This window comes from Paracoccus simplex (assembly GCF_042648325.1).
GTDB classification, from domain to species: domain Bacteria; phylum Pseudomonadota; class Alphaproteobacteria; order Rhodobacterales; family Rhodobacteraceae; genus Paracoccus; species Paracoccus simplex.
Map to the genome: position 1 here is coordinate 22,031 of NZ_JBHRXE010000001.1, position 15,431 is coordinate 37,461.

Sequence of the window (15,431 nt, forward strand, 5' to 3'; positions counted from 1 at the left end):
ATGGCGGCCCGTCGCTGGCCGGGACGCGGATCCCTGTCCTTGTCCGGACCGGCCCTTTCTTGACTCGCGCCGGGCGGCATGAAACCGCCCCTGGCCGCCGCCCGTGGAAGGAACCGCATCATGCCCCGAGACCGAATCCGCCCCGTGCTGGCCTGGACCCTGCTGGCCTGGGCCCTGCTGGCCGCGCTGGCACCGATGGCCGGCCGCGCCGAGACCCCGGCGCCGGCGGGCTTTCCGCTGGAGATCCGCCACGCCTTCGGCACCACCACCATCCCCGCCAGGCCGCAGCGGGTCGCCACCGTGGCCTGGGCCAATCACGAGGTGCCGCTGGCGCTGGGCATCGTGCCGGTCGGCTTCGCCGCGGCGCGTTTCGGCGATGACGACGGCGACGGCGTGCTGCCCTGGGTCGAGGCGCGGCTGCAGGAGCTGGGCGCCGAACCCCCGGCCCTGTTCGACGAGGGCGACGGCATCGACTTCGAGGCGGTCGCCGCCAGCCGCCCCGATGTCATCCTGGCCGCCTATTCCGGGCTCAGCCGGGCCGATTACGACACGCTGAGCCAGATCGCCCCGGTCGTCGCCTATCCCGAGACGCCCTGGGCGACGGACTGGCGCGAGATGATCCGGCTGAACAGCGCCGGCCTGGGCCTGCAGGCCGAGGGCGAGGCGCTGATCGCCCGCATCGAGGGCCGGATCGCCGGCACGCTGGCCAAACATCCGCAGCTGGCCGGAAAATCGGCGATGTTCGTGACCCATCTCGACACCACCAATCTCAGCCTGGTCAGTTTCTATACCACCCATGACACGCGGGTGCAGTTCTTCGCCGATCTGGGGCTGCGCTCGCCGCAAAGCGTGGTCGCGGCCTCGGCGGATGGCAGTTTCTCGGGTCAGGTCAGCGCCGAGCGGATCGACAGCTTCGACGATGTGGACATCCTGGTGACCTATGGCAGCCGCGACCTGTTCGAGGCGATGCGGCAGGATCCGCTGATCTCGCACATGCCGGCGGTCCGGGACGATGCGCTGGTGATGCTGGGCAGCGATCCCCTGGGCACGGCGGCCAACCCGACGCCGCTGTCGATCCCCTGGGTGCTGGACGATTACGTGGCGCGGCTGGCCGAGGCCGCCGCGGGCAAGGCCCGATGACGATGCAGGCCGGCGCCCTGCCGTGCCGCCGGACGGCGTGCAACACGCTGGGGCTGGCGGCGGCGCTGCTGCTGGTGGCGCTGCTTTGCGGGCTGTCGGTGGCGATCGGCACCCGCGAGGTGGGCTGGGACGCCATCGCCGCCGCGCAGGCCGGCCGGGCCGAGACCATCGGCCAGGCCGCCGTCGCCGCGCGGCTGCCGCGCACCGCGCTGGCCGGTCTGGCCGGGGCGGCGCTGGGCCTGTCCGGGGCGCTGCTGCAGGGCGTCACCCGCAACCCGCTGGCCGATCCGGGCATTCTGGGCATCAACATGGGCGCGGCGCTGGCGGTGGTGGTGGGCGTGGCCTGGCTTTCGATCACCTCGGCCGAGGCCTATATCTGGGCGGCGATCCTGGGCGCCGGGCTGACGGCGGTCTTCGTCTATGTCATCGGCTCGCTGGGCCGGGGCGGCGCCACGCCGCTGAAGCTGGCGCTGGCGGGGGCGGCGACCTCGGTGGCCTTCTCGTCGCTGGTGATCGCGGTGGTGCTGCCGCGCGGCGACATCGCCGGGGGCATCCAGTCCTGGCAGATCGGCGGCGTCGGCGGCGCCACCTTTGCGCGGCTGGCGCCGGTGCTGCCCTTCCTGGCGGCGGGCTTCGCGATCAGCCTGCTTTGGGCGCGCAAGCTGAACGCGCTGGCGCTGGGCGACGAACTGGCCGCCGGCCTGGGCGAGAATGTCGCCCGCACCCGCGCCATCGCCGGGCTGGGCGCCATCCTGCTGTGCGGCGCGACCACGGCGGTCTGCGGCCCCATCGGCTTTGTCGGCTTGGTGGTGCCGCATTGCTGCCGGCTGCTGGTCGGCACCGATCACCGCTGGCTGCTGCCCTTCTCGGCGCTGGCCGGGGCGGGGTTGCTCTTGGTCTCGGACATTCTGGGCCGCATCCTGGCCCGGCCGGGCGAGCTGGACGTGGGCATCGTCACCGCCTTCGTCGGCGCGCCCTTCTTCATCTGGATCGTGCGCCGCCAGCGGCTGCGCGCGCTGTGACCATGGCCGACACCCCTACGCTTGCCGCCATCGCCGCCGCGCGGCAGCGCCGCTGCCGCCGGCGCCGGGCCATCCTGGCCGGGCTGGCGCTGCTGATCGCCGCAATGCTGGCGCTGACGCTGATGCTGGGCCAGTCCTTCACCCCGCCCGGGCAGGTGATCCGCGTGCTGGCCGGCGAGGAGGTGCCGGGCGCCGGCTTCACCGTGCGCCAGCTGCGGCTGCCGCGCGCGGTGCTGTCGGTGCTGGCCGGGCTGTGCTTCGGCATGGGCGGCGCGGCCTTCCAGATCATGTTGCGCAATCCGCTGGCCAGCCCCGACATCATCGGCATCAGCTCGGGCGCCAGCGCCGCGGCGGTGCTGGCCATCGTGGTGCTGGGGATCAGCGGGCCGGCGGTGCCGATCCTGGCCGTGGCGGCGGGGCTGGCGGTGGCGCTGGCGATCTACGGGCTGTCCTTTCGCGGCGGCGTCGCCGGCACCCGGCTGATCCTGGTCGGCATCGGCGTCGCCGCCATGCTGCACAGCGTCATCGCCTATACGCTGTCGCGCGCCCCGGCCTGGGATCTGCAGCAGGCGCTGCGCTGGCTGACCGGCAGCGTCAACGGCGCCCGGCTGGACCAGGCGCTGCCGCTGCTGGCGGTGCTGGTGCTGGCGGGCGGGGCGCTGCTGGCGCGGTCGCGCGACCTCGAGGCGCTGCGCATGGGCGAGGACATGGCCGCCGCGCTTGGCGTCCGGGTCGGGCCGACGCGGACGCTGGTGATCGGCTGCGCGGTGGGCATGATCGCCGTGGCGACGGCGATCACCGGGCCCATCGCCTTCGTCGCCTTCCTGTCGGGGCCGATCGCGGCGCGGATCGTCGGCAGCGGCGGCTCGCTGCTGCTGCCCTCGGCGCTGGTCGGCGCGGCGCTGGTGCTGGCCGGCGATTATTGCGGGCAGTTCCTGATGCCGGGCCGCTATCCGGTCGGCGTCGTCACCGGGGCGCTGGGGGCGCCCTATCTGATCTACCTGATCGTGCGGGTGAACCGCGCAGGAGGCTCGCTGTGACCGCCGAGAACCGACTGATCGCCGAGCGGCTGACCGCCGGCTATGGCGAGGCCGCCATCCTGCGCGACCTGGACCTTGCCGTCGCGCCGGGCCGCATCACCGCCATCGTCGGGGCCAATGCCTGCGGCAAGTCCACGCTGCTGCGCAGCCTGGCGCGGCTGCTGGCCCCGGCGCAGGGCCAGGTGACGCTGGACGGCCGCGCCATCCACCGCATCCCGGCCCGCGAGCTGGCGCGGACGCTGGGGCTGCTGCCGCAATCGCCCATCGCCCCCGAGGGCATCACCGTGGCCGAGCTGGTCGGCCGCGGCCGCCACCCGCATCACGGTCTGATGAGCCGCTGGAGCGCCGAGGACGACCGCGCCGTCGCCGCGGCGCTGGACGCCACCCGGACCGCCGAGCTGGCCGAGCGGCCGGTGGACGAGCTGTCCGGCGGCCAGCGCCAGCGGGTCTGGATCGCCATGGCGCTGGCGCAAGCGACCGGCATCCTGCTGCTGGACGAGCCGACGACCTTCCTGGATGTCAGCCACCAGGTCGAGGTGCTGGACCTGCTGGTCGATCTGAACCTGACCCGCGGCACCACCATCGTCATGGTGCTGCACGACCTGAACCTGGCGGCGCGCTATGCCGACCTGCTGGTGGCGATGCGCCGGGGCCGGCTTTACGCCTCGGGCCCGCCCGAGACGGTGCTGACCGCCGAGACCTTGCGCGCCGTCTTCGGGCTGGACAGCCGCGTGGTGACCGATCCGATCTCGGGCCGGCCGATGATGCTGCCCATCGGCCGGCACCGCATCGGTGCCACGGCCGAGCCCGGCGGCAAGGCGCAGGCGCGGCAGGCTCAGTCGAAATAGGCCGGGAATTCCTGGCGCAATTCCTCGACCTTGGCCACGGTCTGGCTGAGATGGTCGCGGATCGCCGCCATCGCCGCCTCGGGATCGCCCGAGGCGATGCCGTCCAGGATGGCGTAATGCCCGGCCAGGATGTTCAGCACCTTGCCCTTTTCGGGCAGGTGCAGGCGGCGGATGCGCTCCAGATGGCCCGAGCGTTCGCGCACCAGCTGATGCAGCCCGGCGCGGCCGAGGCCGGCGAACAGCGTCTGGTGGAACAGCTCGTCCAGTTCCTGGAACACGGCGATCTGGCTGGAATCGTCGGCGATCGCTTCCTGCATGCGCACGATCGAGCGGGCGCGGGTCACGGTCTCGGCGTCGCGCTCGGCCGCCAGCCGGCGGCAGACCTCGGTTTCCAGGGCCACGCGCAGGAAATGCGCCTCGTAGGTGCGGGGGATGTCGATCCGCGTCACCGTGGTCTTGGATTGCGGGAAGATATGCACCAGCCCTTCCTGCTTGAGCAGCTGCAGCGCCTCGCGGATCGGGGTCTGGCTGACGCCATAGGTCTCGGTCAGGTCGGCGCGCGACAGGGTGGTGTCGGGCGGCAGTTCCAGGGTGATGATGCGCTTGCGCAGGCTTTCATAGACGCGCTGCACGGTGCTGCCCCCCGCCTGGCTGGGGGTGGCGGGCAAGCCCAGGCTGGCCGCAAGCGATGTCGCCATTCCGAACACTCCTTCGATCGCCCGAAGCCTAAGCGCTGGGCAGGGCGTCAACAACAGAAATAACGCTATTGATATAGTTGTTGAACTGAAATATTAGTATTCCTGACGAGGCGCCAAGTGATTCCGGCGCGGAGGAGGGGTCATGTCGAGACAAAAAGCCGCCGGCGAGCTGCGCTCGGCCCGCTGGTTTGCGCCGGACGATCTGCGCAGCTTCGGCCACCGGTCGCGGATGATGCAGCTGGGCTATGGCGAGGCGGATTTCCACGGCAAGCCGGTGATCGGCATCCTGAACACCTGGTCCGAGCTGAACACCTGCCATGCGCATTTCCGCGAACGCGCCAAGGACGTGGCGCGGGGCGTGCTGCAGGCGGGGGGCCTGCCGGTCGAGATGCCGTCGCTGTCGGTCGACGAAAGTTTCACCAAGCCGACCTCGATGCTTTATCGCAACATGCTGGCGATGGAGACCGAGGAGATGATCCGCTCGCACCCGCTGGACGGGGTGGTGCTGATGGGCGGCTGCGACAAGACCACGCCGGGGCTGGTCATGGGCGCGATTTCGGCGGGCATCCCGATGATCTATCTGCCGGCCGGCCCGATGCTGCGCGGCAATTATGCCGGGCGCATCCTGGGGTCCGGGTCGGATGCCTGGAAATACTGGGACGAGCGCCGGGCGGGCAATATCACCGATCAGGAATGGATCGGGCTGCAGGGCGGCATCGCGCGCTCGGCCGGGGTCTGCATGACCATGGGCACGGCCTCGACCATGACCGCCATCGCCGATGCCATGGGGATCACCCTGCCGGGCGCCTCGTCCATCCCTGCCGTTGATGCCAACCATCAGCGCATGGGCGCCGATTGTGGCCGCCGCATCGTCGAGATGGTGTGGGAGGATCTGACCCCCGACCGGATCGTCACCGAGGCCGCGGTCAGGAATGCCGCCGTGGTGGCGATGGCGACCGGCTGCTCGACCAATGCCGTGGTCCATCTGATCGCCATGGCGCGGCGCGCGGGCATCGACCTGACGCTGGACGACATGGACGCGCTGGGCCGCACCACGCCGCTGATCGCCAATGTCCGGCCCTCGGGCAAGGACTACCTGATGGAGGATTTCTATTACGCCGGCGGGTTGCGCGCGCTGATGAAGCGGATCGAGGACCGGCTGGACCTGTCCTGCATGACCGTCACCGGCCAGACCATGGGCGAGAACCTGGAAGGCGCGGCGGTCTATAATGACGACGTGATCCGGCCGCTGTCGAACCCGGTCTATCGCGAAGGTTCGCTGGCGGTGCTGAAGGGCAACCTGTGCCCGGACGGCGCGGTCATCAAGCCCGCCGCCTGCGATCCGCGCTTTCACCTTCACGAGGGCCCGGCGCTGGTCTTCGACAGCTATCCCGAGATGAAGAAGGCCGTCGACGACCCCGACCTGGACGTGACGCCGGACACGGTGATGGTGCTGCGCAATGCCGGGCCGCAGGGCGGGCCGGGCTTTCCGGAATGGGGGATGCTGCCGATCCCCAAGGCGCTGATCAGGCAGGGCCATCGCGACATGCTGCGGATTTCCGACGCGCGCATGTCGGGGACCAGCTACGGCGCCTGCATCCTGCATGTCGCGCCGGAAAGCCATGTCGGCGGACCGCTGGCGCTGTTGCGGAACGGCGATATCGTGCGGCTGGACCTGCCCGCGCGCCGCCTGGACATGCTGGTGGACGAGGCCGAGCTGGCCCGCCGCCGCGCCGCCTGGACCCCGCCGCAGCCCCGGTTCGAGCGCGGCTATGGCTGGATGTTCCTGCAGCACGTCACCCAGGCCGACCAGGGCTGCGACTTCGATTTCCTGCAAACCGACTTCGGCCGCCCGGCCGGCGAGCCCGACATTTTCTGAGGCATGACCATGACCGAACACCCGCTTTCCGACGAAACCCGCGCCAAGCTGAAGACGGTCTCGACCGCCTCCATCGCCACGGCGCTGTATAAACGGGGTCTGCGCAACCAGTTCATCCAGGGCGTGGTGCCGGTCGCGCCCAAGGACGAGAACATGGTCGGCCCGGCCTTCACCCTGCGCTATATCCCGGCGCGCGAGGATCGCAACCCGATCACCGTCTTCCGCAACGCCGACCACCCGCAGCGCGTCGCCATCGAGACCTGCCCGGCCGGTCACGTGCTGGTCATGGACGGGCGCAAGGATGCCCGCGCCGCCACCGCCGGCTCGATCCTCATCACCCGGCTGGCGCTGCGCGGCGCGGCGGGCGTGGTCACCGATGCCGGGATGCGCGACGCCGAAGGCATCGGCAGGCTGGACATGCCCGCCTATTTCGCCCGGGCCTCGGCGCCCACCAACCTGACGCTGCACGAGGCGCTGGACATCAACGTGCCGATCTCTTGCGGCGACGCGCCGGTGTTTCCGGGCGACATCATGGTGGGGGACAAGGACGGCGTGATGGTGATCCCGGCGCATCTGGCCGACGAGATCGCCGAGGAATGCACCGGCATGGAAAGCTATGAGGATTTCGTGCTGGAACAGGTGCAGGGCGGCGCGGCGATCATCGGCCTTTATCCCTGCACCAGAGACGAGAACCGGCAGAAATACCAGGACTGGCGCGCCCGCACCGGCCGCTGAGCCCTTGGCCGCCCGCAGCCGCGGAAAGGATTTCCGATGCGTTACACCCCCCATGGCAAGCACCTGATCGCCGGCGACTGGATCGCCACGGAACGGCAATTTCCCAATGAGCCGGCCCATGGCCCGGCCTGCAGCTTTTCGGTCGGCACCGTCGATCTGGTGCACCGTTCCTGCGCGGCTGCCGAGGATGCCTTCCGAAGCTACGGCAATGCCTCGCGCCAGACCCGCGCCGCGCTGCTGGAGGCCATCGCCGAGGAGATCGAGGCCCGCGCCGAGGCGATCACCCAGATCGGCAGCGCCGAGACCGGCCTGCCCGAGGCGCGGCTGCAGGGCGAGCGCGGCCGCACCGTCGGCCAGTTGCGGCTGTTCGCCGAGCATATCCGCAAGGGCGATCATCTCGACCGCCGCCACGATGCCGCGTTGCCCGACCGCCAGCCGCTGCCGCGCCCGGATATCCGCATGGTGCAGCGCCCGATCGGGCCGGTGGCGGTGTTCGGCGCCTCGAACTTCCCGCTGGCCTTCTCGACGGCGGGGGGCGACACCGCCGCCGCCCTGGCCGCCGGCTGCCCGGTGGTGGTCAAGGGCCATTCCGCCCATCCCGGCACCGGCGAGATCGTCGCCGAGGCCATCCATGCCGCCATCGCAAAGACCGGCACGCATCCCGGCACCTTCAGCCTGATCCAGGGCGGCGACCGCAAGGTGGGCGCGGCGCTGGTCCAGCATCCGCTGATCAAGGCGGTGGGCTTCACCGGCTCCGTTGCCGGGGGCCGGGCGCTGTTCGATCTTTGCGCCGCGCGGCCCGAGCCGATCCCGTTCTTCGGCGAGCTGGGCTCGGTCAACCCGATGTTCCTGCTGCCCCATGCCACCCGCGCCCGGGCCGAGGATCTGGGCCGCGGTTGGGCCGGTTCGCTGAGCATGGGCGTGGGTCAGTTCTGCACCAATCCCGGCATCGCGGTGGTCGCCGACGGCGCGGATGCCGACCGGTTCGTCGCCGCCGCCAAGGCGGCGCTCGAGGCCGTTGCCCCGCAGACCATGCTGACCAAGGGCATCGCGCGCGCCTATCGCGACGGCCAGGCGCGCTTCGAGACGCGCAATGCGGTGACGCCGGTCCTGACCACCGACAGCCATGGCCGCGCGGCCAGCCCGAACCTTTACCAGACCACGGCCGCGGCCTGGCTGCAGGACCCCGCGCTGGGCGAGGAGGTGTTCGGGCCGCTGGGTCTGGTGGTGCGCGTGCGCGACCTGGCCGAGATGCTGCGGCTGGCGCGCGGCTTCCAGGGCCAGCTGACCGCGACCATCCACATGGACGCGGCCGATCTGGCCGATGCGCAGGCGCTGCGCCCGGTTCTGGAACGCAAGGCCGGCCGGGTGCTGGTCAACGGCTTCCCGACCGGGGTCGAGGTCTGCGACGCCATGGTGCATGGCGGCCCCTATCCGGCCAGCACGAATTTCGGCGCCACCTCGGTCGGCACCCTGTCGATCCGCCGCTTCCTGCGCCCCGTCGCCTATCAGAACTTCCCCGAAGAACTCTTGCCCGAGGATCTGCAATGAAGGATGTCCCCATGATCGCCCCCGACCAGCTGCGCGAGATCATCCGCACCGGCCTGCTGTCATTTCCGGTCACCGCGTTCGACGATCAGGACCGCTTCAACCCCAGGCCCTTCGCGGCGCATCTGGAATGGCTGTCCTCCTATCCCGTGGCCGGGCTGATCGTCGCCGGCGGCACGGGCGAGCTGTTCTCGCTGACCCCGGGCGAGGTGGTCGAGGTGGTCCGGACGGCGCGGCAGGTTTCGGGCGATCAGCCGGTGATCGCCGGTTGCGGCTACGGCACCCGCATCGCCTGCGACATGGCGCGCGAGATCGAGGCGGCCGGCGGCGACGGCATCCTGCTGTTGCCGCATTACCTGACCGAGGCCCCGGCCGAGGGCATCGCCGACCGCATCCGTGCCGTCTGCAACGCCACCCGGATGGGCGTGATCGTCTACAACCGCGGCCAGGCGCGGGTCAGCGCCGAACAGCTGGCGCAGCTGGCCGACGAATGCCCGAACCTGATCGGCTTCAAGGACGGCACCGGCGATATCGACATGGTGCGCCGCGTCACGGTGCTGCTGGGCGACCGGCTGTCCTATATCGGCGGCATGCCCACGCATGAGCTGTTCGCCCAGGCTTACAAGGGCGCGGGGATGCCGACCTATAGCTCGGCGGTGTTCAACTTCGTTCCGGAAACGGCGCTGAAATTCCATGCGGCCTTTACCGCGGGCGACGACGCCACCTGCGAACGGATGCTGCGCGATTTCTACTATCCCTTCGCGAAGATCCGCGACCGCAAGGCCGGCTATGCGGTGGCGGCCGTCAAGGCGGGCGTGCGGCTGCGCGGCTTCGATGCCGGCCCGGTGCGCGCGCCGCTGACCGACCTGACCGAGGACGAGATGGGCATGATGCAGGCCCTGATCGACAGCGCGCCATGACGCTGCAATCCGCGCTGACCGGCATCTCGGGCATCCTGGTCACGCCCTTCGATGCCGAGGACCGGATCGCGCCGGCGCGGCTGGGACCGATCCTCGACCGGGCGCTGGCGGCGGGGCTGCATGTGCCGGTGGTCAACGGCAATACCGGCGAATTCTACAGCCTGACCGTGGACGAGGCCGAGGCGATCTGCGCCGAGCTCTGCGCCATGGTCGGCGGCCGGGCGCCGGTGCTGGCCGGGGTGGGGCGGTCGGTCAAGGACGCCTGCCGGCTGGCCGCGGCGGCGGCGCGGGCCGGGGCGGCGGGGCTGATGGTGCATCAGCCGCCCGATCCTTTCGCGGCGCCGCGCGGGGTGGTGGATTACGTCCGCCGCGTCGCGGATGCGGGCGGCGGCCTGCCCTTGATGCTGTATCTGAGGAACGACGCCATCGGCACCGCGGCCATCGCCGCGCTTTGCGCCATTCCCGGCGTGATCGGCGTGAAATGGGCGACGCCCAACCCGTTGCGGCTGGCCGAGGCGATCGCCGCCTGCGATCCCGGCATCATCTGGGTCGGCGGGCTGGCCGAGGTCTGGGCGCCGGCGCTTTACGCGGTCGGGGCGCGCGGCTTCACCTCGGGGCTGGTCAACATCTGGCCGGAACGCTCGCTGGCGATCCATGCCGCGCTTGAGAGCGGCGACTATGCCGCGGCCCGGGCGCTGATCGCCGGCATGGCGGCTTTCGAGGAGATCCGCGCGCAGGAACTGAACGGCACCAATGTCACCGGCGTCAAGGCGGCCTTGCAGGCCATGGGCCAGGATTGCGGCCCGACCCGCCCGCCCGCCGCCTGGCCGCTGACCGAGATCCAGCAGCGGCGCATGACCGAATTCCTGCGTCGCGCCGGATTGCCGCAAAATTGAAATATTAATGTATGTAAATACGGGACAGGCTAGACTGCGAAACGGAATCGGGGCGAGCGGACGCCAGCAGCCGCCGCGCCGGGCCATGAAAACAGCCCAACCGGGCAAGGGAGGATCCATGAACACCAAAGCCATCTTTCTGTCGGGGACGATCCTGGCTGCCGGCCTGTCACCGGCCCTGGGGCAGGAGGGCGGCCGCGACGTGACGGTCGTGCTGTCCGAAACCGTCAGCGTGGTCGAGCCCTGCATGGCCGCGCGCCAGGATGTCGGCCGCGTCATCTCGGAAAACGTGAACGAGATGCTGATCGAGTTCGACTATGTGAACGGCGGGTTGAAGCCGCGCCTGGCGACGGAATGGAGCCAGGTCGACACCGACACCTGGGAGTTCAGGCTGCGCGACGGGGTCAAATGGCACGACGGCAGCCCCTTCACCGCGAAGGACGTGCAGTTCAGCATCGAGCGCAACAAGAACGCCGACCTGTCCTGCGAAACCGGCGGCAAGTATTTCGGCGGCATGGAGTTCGGCTTCGAGACGCCGGACGACCACACGATCCGCATCACCACCACCCCGCCGCAGCCGATCCTGCCCTTGCTGCTGTCGGTGATGCCGGTGCAATCGGCCGCGACCACGCCGGCCGGCGAGTTCGACCGCAAGCCGAACGGCACCGGCCCCTATGTCTTCAGCGACTGGCAGAACGGCCAGTCGATCACCCTGACCCGCAACCCCGATTACTGGGGCGAGCAGCCGCAGGTGGAAAAGGCCACCTACCTGTTCCGGTCGGACAGCGCGGTCGCCGCCGCGATGGTCGAGACGGGCGAGGCGGATATCGTGCCCTCGATCGCCTTGCAGGACGCCAACAACCCGGAGACGGATTTCAGCTATCCGAATTCGGAAACCACCTCGCTGCGCATCGACACCCGGGTGGAGCCCACGAACGACCGCCGCATCCGCGAGGCGCTGAACCTGGCCGTGGACCGGCAGGCGATGATCGGCACGCTGTTCCCGGCGGATGCGCAGATCGCCACGCATCTGGTCGTGCCGACCACCATCGGCTACAACCCGGATGTTCCCGCCTGGCCCTATGATCCCGACCGCGCCCGCGACCTGGTCGAGGCAGCCAAGGCCGACGGCGTGAACGTCGACGCGCCCATCCGCATCATCGGCCGCAACGGCATGTATCCCAACGGCACCGAGACGATGGAGGCGATGATGGCGATGTTCCAGGACATCGGCCTGAACGTCGCGCTGGACAGTTATGACGTCTCGGTCTGGAACAACTATTTCGTTTCGCCCTTCGTGGCCGATGCCGGGGCGACGCTGACCCAGTCCCAGCACGACAACGCCACCGGCGATCCGGTCTTTACCGCGCATGTGAAATACGCCTCGGACGGCGCGCATTCCATGGTCCGCGACCCCGAGGTGGACCGGCTGATCGCCGAGGCCAGCGCCGCCACCGGCGAGGCGCGCACGACGCTGTGGCAGCAGCTGTTCACCAAGGTGAATACCGAGATCATCGCCGATGTGCCGATGTTCCACATGGTCGGCTTCACCCGCGTCTCGCCGCGGCTGGATTTCAAGCCGACCATCGCCACCAATTCGGAACTGCAATTGCAGCAGATCCGCTTCAGGTAACCGGCAGCCGGGCCGGGACCGCCCGGCCCGCCCCCGTGAGAGGAGATGCCGATGCGCTATGACCGCTCGGAGCTGCTGGCCTATGCCGAAGCCCTGCTGACCCGCGCCGGGATGGAGCCCGACAAGGCCGCCGTCACCGCCGAGATCCTGATCGAGGGCGACATGATCGGCCACGACACCCATGGCTTGCAGCTGATGCCCTGGTATCTGGAATGCCTGGCGGAGGGCAGCCTGAACGGTATCGGCAGCTACGAGGTGGTGGCCGACAAGGGCGCGGGCTTCGTCTGGGACGGGCGGCTGCTGCCCGGCGCCTGGCTGCTGACCCGCGCGCTGGCTCAGGCGATGGAGCGGGTGCGCGACCACGGCATCGTCGGCGCCGCCATCCGCAATTGCCACCATACCTGCGCGCTTTCGGCCTATATGCGGCGGGCGACGGATCGGGGGCTGATCGTGCAGCTGTCGGTGTCGAACCCGGCGGCGCGGCGGATGGCGCCCTATGGCGGCACGCGGGCCGTGCTGACGCCGAACCCGCTGGCCATGGGTTTCCCGACCTCGGGCGATCCGATCCTGGTCGATCTGTCCTCGTCGATCACCACCACCACGATGACGCAGCTTCTGGCCAAGCGCGGCGAACGCTATCCCGAGCCCTGGGGCCTGACCGCCGAGGGCCAGCCCACCGACGACCCGCGCGAGATCACCGAGCGCGGCGGCACCATGATGCCCCTGGGCGGCGCGTCGAAGGGGCACAAGGGCTATGGCCTGGCGCTGATCGTCGATCTGCTGGGGCAGGGGCTGTCGGGCAAGGGCCGCGCCAATACCCAGGCGCCCGGCCCGCTGGCGCAAAGCGTCTTCCTGCAGGTCATCGACCCGGCTTTCTTCGCCGGGCTGGACGCCTTTACCGGACAATCCGACTGGCTGGCCGAGGCCTGCCGCAGCAATCCGCCGGCGCCCTGGAACAGCGGCGCGGTGCGGGTGCCGGGCGACGCGGCCTCGGCCAGGCGGCGCGAGGCGTTGCGGCTGGGCGTGCCGGTGGCCGGGAACGACTGGCAACGCCTGGCGAGACATGCCGAGCGGCTGGGCGTCGCGCCGCCCGAGCCGCTGTCCCGGCAGTGACCCGGCATCCCGGTCCCGGTTGCCGCCGGGGCATGACCGGCCGCTCGGGGCTGCTCGCCGCCGGGCTGATGCTGGCCGCGGCGGTGCTGGCCGGGCTGGATGCGGTGATCGTGCGGCTGCTGGCCGGCGAGGTGCATCCGCTGGTCATCGGCTTCTTCCGCGCCCTGTTCGGGCTGGCGGCGGTGCTGCCCTGGATCCGGCGCGTCGATCTGCGCGCCTCGCCCTGGCGGTGGATGCATGTGCTGCGCGCCGGGCTGAAACTGGCCGCGCTGGTCGCGGTCTTCGTGGCCTTCGCCCATGCGCCGCTGGCCGATGCGATGGCGCTGACCTTCACCATGCCGCTGCTGGTCACGCTGGGCGCCTGGGTCTTCCTGGGCGAGAGCATCGGCCGCGCGCGTCTGCTGGGCGCCCTGGCCGGTTTCGGCGGCGTGCTGATCGTCGTGCGCCCCGGCGCCGGCTTCGATCCCTGGCTGCTGTTCGCCTTCGCGGGCGCGGTGCTGACGGCGGCGATCCAGCTGATGCTGCGCCACATGACCCATGCCGACACCACCCAGCGGCTGGTGGCCTGGAACCTGATCGCCATGGTGCCGCTGGGGCTGCTGGCCGCGGCGGCGGTCTGGACGACACCCAGCCCGGCGCAGCTTGGGCTACTGGCCCTGCAGGGCGCGCTGGGGGCGCTGAACATGACGCTGATCACCCGGGCCTTCGCGCTGGCCGATGTCTCGTTCCTGGCACCGCTGGACTTCCTGCGCCTGCCGGCGGTGGCGGTCCTGGCCTGGCTGGTCTTTGCCGAGGTCGCGCCCGGTTCGACCTGGATCGGCGCCGGGATCATCGTCGCCGCCAGCCTGATTTCGCTGCAGGCCGGCAAGCGGCAAAAAAATTCTTCCCAAGAGCGTCAGAGATACTAATATATCAATTCAGGTGCGACGATTCGCCCCATCGGCCCGGCGGAGGATCAGGGCCGGCGCCGTCGCCCCCGGGGCTGCGGCCAGAGGGCAGGGTCGGAACTGCCACGCAACGGAGGAGGGGTCGACCCCATGACCAGCTTCATCGGGAAACGGGCGCTTGCCAGCGGCATATCGCTGGTCGGCCTTGTCATCCTAGTCTTTTTCCTGTCCCGGCTGACCGGCGACCCCACCAACCTGTACCTGCCCCTGGATGCCTCGATCGAGGCGCGCGAGCAGTTCCGCGAGCTGCACGGCTTCAACGACCCGCTGGCCGTGCAGTTCGGCCGCTATGTGCTGGATCTGGCGCAGGGCGATTTCGGGGAATCGCTGCAGCAGGCCCGCCCGGCGATGGAGGTGGTGCTGCAGGCCTTCGGCTGGACGCTGCGGCTGGCGGTCATCACCATGACCTGCGTGACGGTCGCCGCCATCGTCATCGGCTCGCTGGCGGCCTTCAGGGTCGGTGGCGTCTTCGACCGCATCGCCACCTTCTTTTCGCTGATCGGCGCCTCGGCCCCGGATTTCTGGCTGGCCATCGTCGCCATCGTCATCTTCGCGGTGAACCTGCACTGGCTGCCGACCTCGGGCACCGGGACGCCCTGGCACTGGGTGCTGCCGGTGGCGGTCTTGTTCGTGCGGCCCTTCGGCCTGATCCTGCAGGTGGTGCGCGGCGCGATGATCACGGTGCTGTCCTCGGCCTATGTCAAGACGGCGCGGGCCAAGGGGGTGCGCAGCCGGCCGATCATCTTCGTGCACGGGCTGCGCAACGCCATGCTGCCGGTCATCACCGTGATCGGCGACCAGGCGGCGGCGATCCTGAACGGTGCCGTGGTGATCGAGACGATCTTCGGCTTTCCCGGCATCGGCAAGCTGATGATCGACTCGATCCTGCTGCGCGACTTCTCGGTGGTGCTGGCCTCGATCATGGTCTCGGCGGTCGCCATCTTCATCATGAACCTGTTGATCGACATCGCCTATGCCATGCTCGATCCCCGCATCCGGTATTGAGCGATGG

At 70.1% G+C, this 15,431-nt stretch carries 14 protein-coding genes; 13 read left to right on the plus strand and 1 reads right to left on the minus strand.

The genetic code is table 11. The annotated features are described in order from the left end of the window. The first annotated feature begins 120 nt into the window (after positions 1-120). Genes ACFOMP_RS00095 through ACFOMP_RS00110 form a run of 4 tightly spaced genes read left to right on the plus strand, consistent with a single transcriptional unit; the run spans position 121 to position 4,050 of the window. Complete coding sequence (locus tag ACFOMP_RS00095) at positions 121-1,140, plus strand: iron-siderophore ABC transporter substrate-binding protein (protein ID WP_379027313.1); 1,020 nt, start codon at positions 121-123, stop codon at positions 1,138-1,140. Beyond that, positions 1,137-2,162 carry a FecCD family ABC transporter permease gene (locus ACFOMP_RS00100; protein ID WP_379027315.1) on the plus strand — a complete coding sequence of 342 codons (1,026 nt, stop codon included), beginning with the start codon at positions 1,137-1,139 and terminating at the stop codon, positions 2,160-2,162. Before ACFOMP_RS00095 ends, ACFOMP_RS00100 begins: the two co-directional genes overlap by 4 nt. Positions 2,163-2,164: 2 nt before the next feature. Beyond that, positions 2,165-3,202 carry a FecCD family ABC transporter permease gene (locus ACFOMP_RS00105; RefSeq protein WP_379027317.1) on the plus strand — a complete coding sequence of 346 codons (1,038 nt, stop codon included), beginning with the start codon at positions 2,165-2,167 and terminating at the stop codon, positions 3,200-3,202. Continuing rightward, on the plus strand, positions 3,199-4,050 hold the full coding sequence (locus ACFOMP_RS00110; protein ID WP_289896452.1) for an ABC transporter ATP-binding protein: 852 nt from the start codon (positions 3,199-3,201) through the stop codon (positions 4,048-4,050). The genes ACFOMP_RS00105 and ACFOMP_RS00110 overlap by 4 nt, the downstream gene beginning before the upstream one ends. Here ACFOMP_RS00110 and ACFOMP_RS00115 read toward each other — a convergent pair. After that, complete coding sequence (locus ACFOMP_RS00115) at positions 4,038-4,748, minus strand: GntR family transcriptional regulator (RefSeq protein ID WP_379027319.1); 711 nt, start codon at positions 4,746-4,748, stop codon at positions 4,038-4,040. The two genes, ACFOMP_RS00110 and ACFOMP_RS00115, sit on opposite strands and share 13 nt — an antisense overlap. A 142-nt stretch (positions 4,749-4,890) precedes the next feature. On the opposite strand from ACFOMP_RS00115, the gene araD reads away from it, so the two are divergent. From araD to ACFOMP_RS00160, 9 genes are all read left to right on the plus strand, one after another. After that, entirely contained in the window at positions 4,891-6,627 is a 1,737-nt protein-coding gene (araD, locus tag ACFOMP_RS00120) for an L-arabinonate dehydratase (protein WP_379027321.1), read from the plus strand. Positions 6,628-6,636: 9 nt separating this feature from the next. Then, a complete protein-coding gene (locus tag ACFOMP_RS00125) occupies positions 6,637-7,362 on the plus strand; it encodes a ribonuclease activity regulator RraA (protein ID WP_379027323.1) in 726 nt (241 codons plus the stop codon). Between the two features lie 36 nt (positions 7,363-7,398). Continuing rightward, positions 7,399-8,913, plus strand: a complete 1,515-nt coding sequence (locus ACFOMP_RS00130; protein WP_379027325.1) for an aldehyde dehydrogenase (NADP(+)) — start codon at positions 7,399-7,401, stop codon at positions 8,911-8,913. Between the two features lie 14 nt (positions 8,914-8,927). Then, on the plus strand, positions 8,928-9,830 hold the full coding sequence (locus ACFOMP_RS00135; protein WP_379027501.1) for a 5-dehydro-4-deoxyglucarate dehydratase: 903 nt from the start codon (positions 8,928-8,930) through the stop codon (positions 9,828-9,830). Then, complete coding sequence (locus tag ACFOMP_RS00140; RefSeq protein ID WP_379027327.1) at positions 9,827-10,726, plus strand: dihydrodipicolinate synthase family protein; 900 nt, start codon at positions 9,827-9,829, stop codon at positions 10,724-10,726. The genes ACFOMP_RS00135 and ACFOMP_RS00140 overlap by 4 nt, the downstream gene beginning before the upstream one ends. A gap of 118 nt (positions 10,727-10,844) precedes the next feature. Continuing rightward, complete coding sequence (locus ACFOMP_RS00145; protein ID WP_379027329.1) at positions 10,845-12,359, plus strand: ABC transporter substrate-binding protein; 1,515 nt, start codon at positions 10,845-10,847, stop codon at positions 12,357-12,359. Positions 12,360-12,410: 51 nt separating this feature from the next. After that, entirely contained in the window at positions 12,411-13,472 is a 1,062-nt protein-coding gene (locus ACFOMP_RS00150) for an Ldh family oxidoreductase (RefSeq protein WP_379027331.1), read from the plus strand. Between the two features lie 32 nt (positions 13,473-13,504). Then, positions 13,505-14,380: a DMT family transporter gene (locus ACFOMP_RS00155; RefSeq protein WP_379027333.1), complete on the plus strand. Its 876-nt coding sequence runs from the start codon at positions 13,505-13,507 to the stop codon at positions 14,378-14,380. 129 nt (positions 14,381-14,509) lie between these two features. Further along, positions 14,510-15,424: an ABC transporter permease gene (locus tag ACFOMP_RS00160; RefSeq protein WP_379027335.1), complete on the plus strand. Its 915-nt coding sequence runs from the start codon at positions 14,510-14,512 to the stop codon at positions 15,422-15,424. Positions 15,425-15,431 lie beyond the last annotated feature (7 nt).